Origin of the sequence: Flavobacterium sp. (genome assembly GCF_003525665.1) — a bacterium.
GTDB lineage: Bacteria > Bacteroidota > Bacteroidia > Flavobacteriales > Flavobacteriaceae > Flavobacterium.
Window position 1 is genome coordinate 7,174 of the sequence record NZ_DQDX01000079.1, and the last position, 12,406, is coordinate 19,579.

A 12,406-nucleotide genomic window follows, 5' to 3' on the forward strand; every position below is an offset into this window, starting at 1 on the left:
CCGTATCATCCGTATCATCCGTGTTCCAAAAACTTCGCTTTAGCGAACAAAAAGCAACCCAATGAATGAAAATATAAAATCACATTACAACTACACCGAAGTAATCAATTGGCTCGAAGCTAAAGGCATCGAACTATACGGCAATCATTTCAAAATCCTTGAAACCGATTATCCAATAGTTTACAAACTAATCGCTTATTTCCTAAAAGACGAGCCAACATGTTTCCAATACGGAATCAACGGCAACAAGGGAATTCTATTAACCGGACCAATCGGCTGCGGAAAAACATCATTGATGAACTTAATGAAATACCTCACTCCTACCGAAAATAAATTTATAGTAAAACCTTGCAGAGATATAAGCTTGGAATTCATCCAAGACGGATATCAAATAATCCATAAATACAGTATTGGAAAACTACGCCAATCCGAAACAAAAACCTACTGCTTTGACGATCTAGGAACAGAAAACAACCTAAAATATTTCGGCAACGAATGCAACGTAATGGCAGAAATTCTATTAAGCAGATATGATATATTCATTTCAAAAAAACTCCAAACACACATAACCACTAACCTATCAGCCACAGAAATAGAAAAACATTACGGCAATCGAGTTCGCTCAAGATTAAGAGAGATGGTAAACTTGATAGCTTATGATAAATCAACACCAGACAAGAGATAACAAAGCTTTGCGAGCTTCGTGCCTTCTTTGTGCTCTTTGCGGTTAAAAAAACTACCAACATGGAAACTATAACCAACTTCTGGAACCACTTCCAACAAAACAACTTCGTTTTCCTACTCCTAAACGAAATACCAAAAGACGAACTAAAAATCCATTTCGACAAACTAATCGAAATACTCCATCAATATAACAAAGACCTAGATCTCATCATTAAAAACAAAAAAAACGGTGCAGAATTAATCATTACCGCAAACGGAAACCCATATCTTTTCAAAGAAGTAGAATTACTAGTCCATCATGCACCAGTTATAGATCGTTGGAAAATAACCGCATTCCTCCAACCCGAAACCAAACTAACCAAATATGAAAATGGCACCGACAAACCACTAGAATATTACGGCATCACTTTGAGAATAAGCGAAATGTATTTCATCCCATTAGAAAACCCAAACAAACCAACCGATTTAGGAATAAAAGTATTACTCAAAAACTACATTATCCACAAAGACAACCCAAGACTTCGAGAAGCAGTTTACATTCACATTGAGCATTTAATTGGTGAAAAATCTTTTGCCAATGATATTGCTTTTATTGAGATTGGACAATTTGAAGGAGATAATGAAAACCAAATCGAATTGTATAATTTAAAGTCTTATATCGACATTGAAATGGACAATTAAGTTTCGGCAATAAATTCAATTTACTGCCAAAACTTAACTAATATTTTGTTCTCAAAACACTACACAATCTGTAGTAAATCGCAAATGAAATAGCAGATATTTTGTCCCAATTATTTACCAAATTTGGGACAAAAAATCCAAATAAAAATATAGATAAAGAAATAGTAGATAAAATAGATGGTAACAGTACAAATAAAAAAAAAGCTAAAAATGTTTGTTATTATGAACAAAAAAACTAATTTTGTTCATAGTAATGTACATTAGTAAAATGAGTAGAAAAAAACAAACACTATTTCCTAAGCATCTAATACTATTAGAACAGATGGGAGAAAATATAAAGTTAGCTAGAAAAAGAAGAAAATTAACAGCTATACAAGTAGCTGAAAGAGCAGATATTGTTAGAACTACTTTATATCAAATAGAAAAAGGAAATCCAAGTGTAGCAATTGGTGCTTATTTTAATGTATTAAGAGTATTAGGTCTTCAAGATGACTTTCTAAAACTAGCTGCAGATGATGAATTAGGTAGAAAATTACAAGACCTAGAACTTCTAAAATAACTATAAAATATAATTGATACGTCAGTTCGAGTGATTTTCGCGCAATGCAATGGAGCGAAAATTGTATCGAGAATAATCCAACCATCCAAAAGTCTAAAAATCAAACCATCCAGAATGTCCACAAAAATAGATATATACGTTTACGCTCATTGGAAAGGAATGCCAGAACCTAAAATAATTGGCACGCTCTCAGCACACTTTGCAAAAGCAAAAAAAGCTTTTAGCTTTGAGTATAGTGACGATTGGTTAAAAAGTGAACAAAAGTTCCTGTTAGATCCAGATATTCAATTATACAAAGGAACTCAATTCCCAAACAACAAAGAAAATTTTGGAGTATTCTTAGACAGCATGCCCGATACTTGGGGACGTACTTTAATGAAAAGAAGAAACGCACAACAAGCCAATGAGAAAAATGAAAAAGCGCCAACTTTATATGATATAGATTATTTATTAGGCGTTTATGATGAAAGCCGAATGGGAGCATTACGATTCAAAACAGAACCTAATGGACCTTTCCTAGACAATAATAACGAAGCTCCTACTCCTCCATGGTCGTCAATTCGTGAATTACAACATGCGGCCAATAGTTTTGAAAATGACGAAAATAATGATGAAGTAAAAAAATGGTTGGCAATTTTAATGGCACCAGGTTCATCATTAGGTGGAGCAAGGCCAAAAGCCAATATTTTAGATGAAAATAAAGAACTTTGGATTGCAAAATTTCCTTCCAAAAACGACACCACAGACAAAGCAGCATGGGAATATTTAGCTTATCTATTAGCTTGCGATGCAGGGATTACCATGGCACCATGCAGAATGGATAAAATTTCAGGAAAATACAATACATTTTTTACCAAACGCTTCGACCGTGAAAACGGAGAAAGAATTCACTTTGCATCAGCCATGACAATGACTGCAAACAACGAAGACACCATTCGTGACAATCCAGCCAGTTATTTAGATTTAGCAGAATTCATAAGCAATTATGGTACAAACATTGAAGAAAACCTTCACCAGCTATGGAGAAGAATAATCTTCAATATTGCTATATCCAACACAGACGACCATTTGCGAAACCATGGTTTTATTCTCACCAAAGATGGTTGGATTTTATCTCCTGCCTATGACCTCAACCCATCAATTGATAAAGACGGTTTAGCATTAAACATCGATATGGATAATAATGCTTTAGATTTGGAAGTAGCAAAAAGTGTAGGCGATTTTTTTAGACTAAACGACGATCAAATGAATAGTATAATAAATGAGGTACTAAAAAGTATAAGCCATTGGAAAACTACAGCTAAAGAGATAGGAATACCTAGAAGTGAACAAGAATTGATGGAAAAGGCATTTATAAAATAACTAATAAATAAAAGATAAGGTCATATTTTAGATTCTTTTAGTGTTATTTACTAATTTCGAAAGCAAAAACCAATCAGTAATCAAAAAAATAGCTACCTGATTTTTACCAATTAAAAAAAACTAATTAAAATTTTGAAGTTTTACAAAAAAGAAAAACAATGACAAGCACAGCACAAAGAGCAGAATTACAAGCCAAAATATGGAAAATAGCCAACGAGGTACGTGGTTCGGTAGATGGATGGGATTTTAAACATTTTGTTTTAGGAGCGCTTTTCTATCGATTTATAAGTGAAAATTTTACAAACCATATTGAGGGTGGTGATGAAAGTGTCAATTATGCTAATTACCCAGATGATAAAATTACATCAGAAATAATAGATGATGCAGTAAAAACAAAAGGATATTTCATCTACCCTAGTCAACTTTTTGTAAACGTTGTTAAAACGGCTACTACCAATCCAAATCTCAATACAGACTTAAAAGCCATTTTTAATGCTATAGAAAGTTCTGCAAATGGATATCCTTCAGAAGAAGATATAAAGGGATTATTTGCCGATTTTGACACAACTAGCACTCGATTGGGAAATACTGTTGAAAACAAAAATTCAAGATTGGCAGCCGTTTTAAAAGGTGTTGAAGAACTAAATTTCGGAAACTTTGAAGATAGTGAAATAGAACTTTTTGGAGATGCCTATGAATACCTAATTGGTAACTATGCTGCCAATGCAGGGAAATCTGGTGGTGAGTTTTTTACACCAGTGCACGTTTCTAAGCTTATTGCACAATTGGCAATGCACAAACAAGAAAAAGTCAATAAAATTTATGACCCTGCGGCGGGTTCAGGTTCTTTATTGCTGCAAGCCAAAAAACACTTTGATGACCACATCATTGAAGAAGGTTTTTTTGGTCAAGAAATAAATCATACTACGTATAACTTGGCGCGTATGAACATGTTTTTACACAACATCAACTACGATAAGTTTAATATAGCTTTAGGAGATACGTTGCATCATCCTCATTTTATTGACGACAAACCTTTTGATGCTATTGTATCTAATCCGCCTTATTCAGTAAAGTGGATTGGAGATGAAGACCCAACACTTATAAATGATGACCGCTTTGCTCCTGCTGGAGTGCTTGCTCCTAAATCAAAAGCAGATTTTGCATTTGTATTGCATGCACTGAGTTATCTTTCAAGTAAAGGAAGAGCTGCCTTAGTTTGTTTTCCAGGTATTTTTTATCGTGGTGGAGCCGAACAAAAAATTAGAAAATACTTAGTGGATAACAATTTTGTAGAAACCATCATCTCTGTGGCACCCAATTTGTTTTACGGAACTTCTATAGCAGTAACAATTTTGGTACTTTCAAAACATAAGACAGATACTACCACACAATTTATTGACGCTAGTGGTGAAGATTTCTTTAAGAAGGTTACCAATAACAATATGATGACCGATACACATATTGATAAAATAATGGAATTATTTGATAGTAAAGTTGAGGTAGAGCATGTTGCGAAATCTATCGACAATACTAAAATTGCTAAAAACGATTATAATCTATCGGTAAATTCTTATGTCGAACCTAAAGACAACCGTGTAAAAACTAACATAGTTGAATTAAACAAAGAAGTAACTAAAACAGTAATAAAAATAAATAAACTACGTGCGGATATTGATGAAATTATAAACGAGATTGAAGCATGAATTATTTAGAAAAATTATTAGACGGAGTTGGTGTTGAGTGGAAAACTTTAGGGGAGGTAACTGATTTTACTAACGGTAAAGGTCACGAGAAGGGTATTACAGAAGATGGTAAATATATTGTCGTTAACTCAAAGTTTATTTCGACAAATGGTAAAGTAGCTAAATTTTCAGATGAACAAATTTGTCCATTGTTTTGCGAAGACATATTAATAGTTATGAGTGATTTACCTAATGGAAAAGCTCTTGCTAAAACATTTTTAGTAGAAGAAAATGACAAATATACTTTGAATCAGCGAATTGGTGCGATTAGGGTTAAGGACAGTAATATCTTATTTCCAAAGTTTCTAAACTACTTTTTAAATCGCACACCTCAATTACTGAAATTTGATGATGGCGCTAGCCAAACAAATTTGCGTAAAGACCAAATACAAAGTGTAATAATTCCCATCCCATCCGTCAAAATTCAACAAAAAATAGTTGCAATTCTCGATTCTTTTACAGAGCTTACAGCAGAGCTTACAGCAGAGCTTACAGCAGAGCTTACAGCACGTAAAATGCAATATAGTTATTATAGAGAGAAGTTGTACTTATTAGATAAAAATAAAGTACAACATTTACCAATGGATGATGAAAGTATTGGAGTGTTTCAAAGAGGTAAACGCTTTGTAAAAACTGATTTGATTTCCGAAGGAGTTCCTGTTATTCATTATGGCGAAATGTACACACATTATGGAACTTGGACAGATAAAACAAAATCCTTTTTGAGTAAAGAACTAGTTAAAAATAAAAATCTACGAGTTGCCAATAAAGGTGATGTAGTGATAGTAGCAGCAGGTGAAACAATCGAAGATATCGGAATGGGAACGGCTTGGTTAGGCGACGAAGGCGTAGTTGTTCACGATGCATGTTTTTCATATAAAACAACATTAAACCCAAAGTTTGTGGCATATTTTACACGAACAAAACAATTCCATGATCAAATTAAAAAACACATTTCTTCCGGTAAAATCTCTGCTATTAATGCAAAGGGTTTGGGTAAAGCAATCATTCCAGTTCCTTCCAAAGAAGAACAAGAACGTATAGTTGCAATTCTAGACAAATTTGACATTTTAACCAACTCAATAAGCGAAGGTTTACCAAAAGAAATAGAGTTAAGAAAAAAACAATATGAGTATTACAGAGATTTGTTACTAACATTTCCAAAGGAAAATTTAGAAGAATAGTAGTTATGCAAAGTGAAATTATCATTTACCAAACAGAAGACGGTACAACTAAAATCCAAACTCGTTTAGAAAACGAAACCGTTTGGCTCAATCAAGAGCAAATGGCAGAACTGTTTCAAAGAGATAGAAGCGTAATAACCAAACATATTGGTAATATTTTCAATGAGGGCGAATTAGAAGAAAAAAGCAATGTGCAAATTTTGCACATTAGTAGCTCAGACAAACCGGTAAAGTTTTACAGTCTTGATGTTATCATTTCTGTTGGATATAGAGTAAAGTCGCACCGTGGCACACAATTTCGTATTTGGGCAACACAACGATTAAGAGAATACATTGTAAAAGGATTTACAATGAATGACGATCTATTGAAAGAAGCAGGCGGTGGCAACTATTTTGATGAGTTATTAGCAAGAATTAGGGATATTCGCTCCTCTGAAAAAGTGTTTTGGCGAAAAGTACTCGATATTTATGCCACAAGTATAGACTATGATGGAAAAGCTGAGGTTTCATTGCTGTTTTTTAAAACGGTACAAAACAAAATGCATTGGGCAGCACACGGAGAAACAGCAGCCGAAACTATTTATAAACGCATTGATGCTACTAAACCTAATTTAGGGTTAACCAATTTTAAAGGAGAAAAACCAACAAAAAAAGAAATTGAGGTAGCTAAAAACTATTTAAACGAAAAAGAATTAGATATACTCAACCGAATGGTAACGGCTTATTTAGAATTAGCAGAATTGCAAGCCCTTAACAGAAAACCAATGTATATGAAAGATTGGATAAACCGTTTAGACGACTTTATAAACATGACTGGAAGTGAAATTTTGACCCATTCAGGAACGATTAGCCATCAAAAAGCATTAGATAAAGCACATCTAGAATATGGTAAATACAAAGAGCAAACCAAAAATGAGCTTTCAAATGCCGAAAAAGATTTTATAAAACAAATAGATACTACTGCCAAGAAATTAAAAAAATAGCGATATGAGTTCTCCACAGTATAAAACCATAGCAGAATCAAACAATTTCATTGTTTTAGATAAATACACCAAGTATTCAGAGGTAAATGAGCCACCTGCGGTTTATCAAACGGAAGCAGCTCTTGAGAAAGAGTTTATCCAAGATTTGATTAATCAAGGTTTTGAAAATCCTAATCTAACTTCTATTGAAGCTATGTTAGCTAATGCACGAGTACAATTGCAAGCGCTAAACAATATGGAATTTTCAGATAGCGAATGGGCTCGTTTTGTAGAGGAATATTTGGATAAACCAAGTGATAACCTCGTTGAAAAAACAAGAAAAATTCATGAAAATTACATCTACGATTTTGTTTTTGATGATGGTCACATCCAAAACATTTACCTAGTAGATAAAATCAATATTGCACGTAACAAAGTACAAGTAATTAAACAATTTGAACAAAAAGGAACGCATGCCAATCGGTATGATGTTACTATTTTAGTCAATGGCTTGCCTTTGGTACAAGTAGAGCTAAAAAAACGTGGTGTAGCAATTCGTGAGGCATTTAACCAAGTGCATCGCTATACGAAGGAAAGCCTCAACGGAAACAATTCTCTTTTCAAATACTTACAGATTTTTGTAATCTCCAACGGAACAGACAGCCGATATTTTGCAAATACGGTTGAGCGCAATAAAAACAGCTTTGACTTTACCATGAACTGGGCAAAAGCCGATAATACATTGATTAAAGACCTTAAAGATTTTACGACAACCTTTTTTCAAAAACACACTTTATTGCATGTATTGCTCACCTATTCGGTTTTTGATACAAGTGATACGTTGCTTATCATGAGACCTTATCAAATTGCAGCAACAGAAAGAATGTTATGGAAAATCTCAAGTTCATTTCAAGCTAAAAATTGGTCTAAAGTAGAAAGTGGTGGTTATATTTGGCATACTACAGGTTCAGGGAAAACATTAACCAGTTTTAAAGCAGCTCGATTAGCAACACAATTGGATTTTATTGACAAAGTGTTCTTTGTGGTAGATCGTAAAGATTTAGACTTTCAAACTATGAAAGAATACCAACGCTTTTCTCCTGATAGTGTAAACGGTTCCGATAGTACTGCAGGTTTAAAACGAAACATTGAAAAAGAAGACAATAAGATTATTGTCACAACCATTCAAAAGCTGAATAACTTAATGAAAACAGAGAGTGATTTAGCCATTTATCAAAAACAAGTAGTTTTTATTTTTGATGAAGCACATCGCTCTCAATTTGGAGAAGCACAAAAGAACCTAAATAAAAAGTTCAAAAAATTCTATCAATTTGGTTTCACGGGTACGCCAATCTTTCCAGAAAATGCTTTGGGTGCAGAAACAACAGCAAGTGTGTTTGGTCGTGAATTACACTCTTATGTAATAACCGATGCAATCAGAGATGAAAAAGTACTAAAATTCAAAGTAGATTACAATGATGTTCGTCCTCATTTTAAGAGTATCGAAGCAGAACAAGATGAGAAAAAATTAAGTGCAGCTGAAAACAAAAAAGCATTTTTGCATCCTGGTCGTATCAAAGAAATTGCTCAATACATTCTAAAGAATTACAGATTAAAAACCCATAGAAATCAGGGAGGCTATAAAGGTTTTAACGCCATGTTTGCTGTGAGTAGTGTTGATGCAGCTAAATGTTACTACGAAGAATTAAACCGCCTTCAAAAAGACAGTGAAAAGCCATTAAAAATTGCAACCATATTCTCTTATGCTGCTAATGAAGAGCAAAGCGCTATTGGTGAAATTGTAGATGAAAACTTTGAGCCATCGGCTATGGATAGCAGTGCCAAAGAATTTTTAACGGCAGCAATAAATGACTATAATGCAATGTTCAAAACTAGTTTTGGAGTCGAAAGTAAAGAGTTCCAAAACTATTACCGTGACCTTGCAAAACGTGTAAAGAGTAAAGAAATTGACCTAATCATTGTGGTGGGTATGTTCCTTACTGGTTTTGATGCACCAACATTGAATACCTTATTTGTCGATAAGAACCTACGGTATCATGGTTTAATGCAAGCTTTTTCTCGTACAAACCGTATATATGATGCAACAAAAACCTTTGGAAACATTATCACTTTTAGAGATTTAGAAACAGCAACTATTGATGCTATAACATTATTTGGAGATAAGAATACTAAAAATGTAGTACTCGAAAAGAGCTATAAAGAATATTTAGAAGGCTTTATAGATATAGCATCTGGGCAAGCACGCCGAGGTTTCAAGGATGTTGTAAAAGACTTAAATGAAAAGTTCCCAAATCCCGATGAAATTGTAACTGAAAAAGATAAAAAAGAGTTCTCAAAACTATTTGGAGAATATTTACGAGTAGAAAACATTCTGCAGAATTACGATGAGTTTACCAATCTAAAAGCACTTAAAACAATAGATGTAAATGATACTGAAGCTCTTGAAGTATTCAAAGAAACGCACTTTGTAACAGACAAAGACATCGCAATAATGCAAGAAATCAACTTGCTACCAGAAAGAATGGTTCAAGATTATCGCTCAACTTATAATGATATACGTGATTGGTTAAGACGTGAAAAAAGTGGCAAAGAATCAGAAGAATCTACAATCGACTGGGACGACGTAGTATTTGAAATAGACTTACTAAAATCTCAAGAAATAAACCTTGATTATATTCTTGAATTGATTTTTAATCATAATAAAAAGAATAAAGATAAAGCCACCTTGATAGAGGAAATCCGTAGAGTGATTCGTGCAAGTATAGGCAACAGAGCAAAAGAAAGTTTAGTAGTAGATTTTATAAATGAAACAGACCTCGAAACCATTCAAGATAAAGCGAATGTTATAGATTCATTTTTCAATTATGCCCAAGATAAACAGAAAAAAGAGGTTTCAGAATTAATTACAGAGGAAAACTTAAATGAAGAAGCAGCAAAAAGATATATTACAGCATCCTTGAAGCGTGAGTTTGCCAATGAAAACGGAACAGAACTAAATACCATTTTGCCTAAAATGAGCCCTTTAAATCCCCAATACTTAACAAAAAAACAAAATGTTTTTCAAAAAATTGCTGCATTTGTAGAGAAGTTTAAAGGTGTTGGAGGGCAATTGTAGAATAATTCAAAAGTGTGTTTGAAATAGAACGAATCTTTAAAAATCATAATTAATTCTAATTTTTTTTATATGGAAATGGATGCCTCCGGAATGGTTAGACGAACTGATTTGTACCTTCGTACAGAATACCCTGATTTACTCACTATAATCTATCGAATAGAGGCTAATTCTTTTAAAATTTATTGTGAAGGTTTTGATGAAGATTTTGAACAATTTCAGAAAGATTTTGACTATTCAATCAAAATGATCTCTGCTCCTGTTACTTTGACACAAGAACATCCGAACAATTATATTGAAACTATTCCACAAATTCAAGATAGCGAAATATCAAAAGGCTTTGAAGGAATAGGCATGACACTAAATATGATTTCAAATGTTTTACTGGCAAAATTTCCAAAAATCAATTTTCTGAAAATTGAACAGTCTCAAAACAGGACTGTTACTATTTTTACAAAAAGTTATATTGAAGAAATTCCTAATGGTAAATTCCATCATTTCTTGAATACAGGTGATAGAAAATTGCTTGAAGATTTTTTGGAAGGCTTGAAAATGCCAATCAAATTTGAAATAATAGACAAAGAATCTGATGAAGTCAATGATCTTTCAAAATTCATGACTGAAAACCCAATACAAACAATTGAAGCTACAAAATTAAGAAATCAATATAATAATGAATTCTCTAAACGAGATGAAGCATTATGGTTTGATAAAATTGATAATATTTTTGAAGGCTCATTTAAAAAAGAGAATCTTTATTTTTTTAATCCAAATGAATATTCTTGTTACGTTGATTATAGTGCATTTAAAAATATTGATTTAAGAAATCATTTATTTTTATTTGAAACTGTATATATAACATTACCATATGACCGCAATATTGTAGAATGGCTTAAGGAATCGAAAATTTCTAAAAATGAGTTTCTTGATTTAATTAAAAGAGGAAGAGTAAAATTAGTTCTTACTCAACCTGAATTTCGATATGATATAAGTTTTATTAAAGATGCTTTTAATACAAATCCTAATGCTGTTATTACTAGGAGAGCTATAGCAGCACTGCATCAAATTGATATTGTCGAAATGTCAAATAATTATCTTTTAAATGAAGCAACTATATTTCAAGAATTAAAACCATTTTGCCAAATTATTGCTGACATAATGAAAGTAGATATGAAATTTTATTATGATCTTATGGTTTGGCCAATAAAAGCTCGTCGCAAATCGTTTGAATATCTTTTAACAAATGGTGGATTTAGCACAGCTGCTTATGGAGTAAATAATGTCATTGAACCATGGATTAGCAATGCTGTTAATAAAGACTTAACTTTTGAATTTACTGTAAATTCAGAGTCTATACATTTAGCTAATGCACTAAATGCTACTTATTTTCCTTACCACACTGAAGAAGGATATTCCGATCAATATTATGCAAATGCGATGGGTGATTTATTAAATTTTTATAAAAATGCAAATAAAACAAATATAGCAACATTTGTTGACGATCATGAAAGCTTCAAAAGTGGTGTAATCCCAATAAATCCAATTGACATAATTGAAGTAAATGGCTTTATAACAATTACAGAGCTCGAATCAGAATTAGCAAAAAATAAAATTTTCCCAGGAAGCAAAAATCTCATTGAATCATTAGCACCACTTTCTATTGAGGATCGACAGGCAAAAATTAATTATTATAATAATGAAGTTGTTAAAAATATAAATCCAAAAAAAATTATACCTGATGCAATAGACCTTGGAACAAATATTATTGTCGACTCAATAGGTGCTGCAACAGGATTAGGCTTTTTAGGCACTGCCTATAGTATGCTAAAAAATGGAGCAAAAGGGATAGATAAAATAACTAAACTTTCAGAAAAACTAGAAAGTGCATTTAATGAAGACCATGATAAATCGAATATTCATTATCTAACAAAAATAAATAGAGTTGCCAAATTAAAAAGAAATATATAATGAAATTATTAGGTTAAATTAATGATACTAAAAAATCACGTAGAAAATTTTCAAATTGGTTCTGGAAAGCATTTACAAAATGTAAAAACAACTTTTGAAAATTTAAATTTAAATGAAGCCATCGAAAA

The 12,406-nt window shown here is 32.5% G+C and carries 9 protein-coding genes; all 9 read left to right on the forward strand.

The genetic code is table 11. The features are described from left to right. Positions 1–61: 61 nt before the first annotated feature. Complete coding sequence (locus tag DIU01_RS05775; RefSeq protein ID WP_290832390.1) at positions 62–685, forward strand: ATPase; 624 nt, start codon at positions 62–64, stop codon at positions 683–685. Positions 686–744: 59 nt separating this feature from the next. Continuing rightward, a complete protein-coding gene (locus DIU01_RS05780) occupies positions 745–1,365 on the forward strand; it encodes a hypothetical protein (RefSeq protein WP_290832392.1) in 621 nt (206 codons plus the stop codon). A 268-nt stretch (positions 1,366–1,633) separates the two neighbouring features. After that, positions 1,634–1,924 carry a helix-turn-helix transcriptional regulator gene (locus tag DIU01_RS05785; protein ID WP_290832394.1) on the forward strand — a complete coding sequence of 97 codons (291 nt, stop codon included), beginning with the start codon at positions 1,634–1,636 and terminating at the stop codon, positions 1,922–1,924. Positions 1,925–2,038: 114 nt separating this feature from the next. Further along, positions 2,039–3,286: a type II toxin-antitoxin system HipA family toxin gene (locus tag DIU01_RS05790; RefSeq protein WP_290832395.1), complete on the forward strand. Its 1,248-nt coding sequence runs from the start codon at positions 2,039–2,041 to the stop codon at positions 3,284–3,286. A gap of 158 nt (positions 3,287–3,444) precedes the next feature. Then, entirely contained in the window at positions 3,445–4,992 is a 1,548-nt protein-coding gene (locus DIU01_RS05795; RefSeq protein WP_290832397.1) for a type I restriction-modification system subunit M, read from the forward strand. Then, on the forward strand, positions 4,989–6,215 hold the full coding sequence (locus tag DIU01_RS05800; protein ID WP_290832398.1) for a restriction endonuclease subunit S: 1,227 nt from the start codon (positions 4,989–4,991) through the stop codon (positions 6,213–6,215). Before DIU01_RS05795 ends, DIU01_RS05800 begins: the two co-directional genes overlap by 4 nt. Positions 6,216–6,220: 5 nt before the next feature. Further along, on the forward strand, positions 6,221–7,198 hold the full coding sequence (locus tag DIU01_RS05805; protein WP_290832399.1) for a virulence RhuM family protein: 978 nt from the start codon (positions 6,221–6,223) through the stop codon (positions 7,196–7,198). A gap of 4 nt (positions 7,199–7,202) precedes the next feature. Next, positions 7,203–10,313: a type I restriction endonuclease subunit R gene (locus tag DIU01_RS05810; RefSeq protein ID WP_290832401.1), complete on the forward strand. Its 3,111-nt coding sequence runs from the start codon at positions 7,203–7,205 to the stop codon at positions 10,311–10,313. A 69-nt stretch (positions 10,314–10,382) separates the two neighbouring features. Further along, the gene (locus DIU01_RS05815; RefSeq protein WP_290832403.1) at positions 10,383–12,278 is read left to right on the forward strand and encodes a hypothetical protein; all 1,896 of its coding nucleotides are present in this window, start codon (positions 10,383–10,385) and stop codon (positions 12,276–12,278) included. The last annotated feature ends 128 nt before the right edge of the window (positions 12,279–12,406 follow it).

Excerpts from the sequence above, each read along its gene's own strand:
- DIU01_RS05795 (WP_290832397.1), top strand. The coding sequence starts at position 3,445 with ATGACAAGCACAGCACAAAGAGCAGAATTACAAGCCAAAATATGGAAA.
- DIU01_RS05810 (WP_290832401.1), top strand. The coding sequence starts at position 7,203 with ATGAGTTCTCCACAGTATAAAACCATAGCAGAATCAAACAATTTCATT.
- DIU01_RS05790 (WP_290832395.1), top strand. The coding sequence starts at position 2,039 with ATGTCCACAAAAATAGATATATACGTTTACGCTCATTGGAAAGGAATG.
- DIU01_RS05815 (WP_290832403.1), top strand. The coding sequence starts at position 10,383 with ATGGAAATGGATGCCTCCGGAATGGTTAGACGAACTGATTTGTACCTT.
- DIU01_RS05805 (WP_290832399.1), top strand. The coding sequence starts at position 6,221 with ATGCAAAGTGAAATTATCATTTACCAAACAGAAGACGGTACAACTAAA.
- DIU01_RS05800 (WP_290832398.1), top strand. The coding sequence starts at position 4,989 with ATGAATTATTTAGAAAAATTATTAGACGGAGTTGGTGTTGAGTGGAAA.
- DIU01_RS05785 (WP_290832394.1), top strand. The coding sequence starts at position 1,634 with ATGAGTAGAAAAAAACAAACACTATTTCCTAAGCATCTAATACTATTA.
- DIU01_RS05775 (WP_290832390.1), top strand. The coding sequence starts at position 62 with ATGAATGAAAATATAAAATCACATTACAACTACACCGAAGTAATCAAT.
- DIU01_RS05780 (WP_290832392.1), top strand. The coding sequence starts at position 745 with ATGGAAACTATAACCAACTTCTGGAACCACTTCCAACAAAACAACTTC.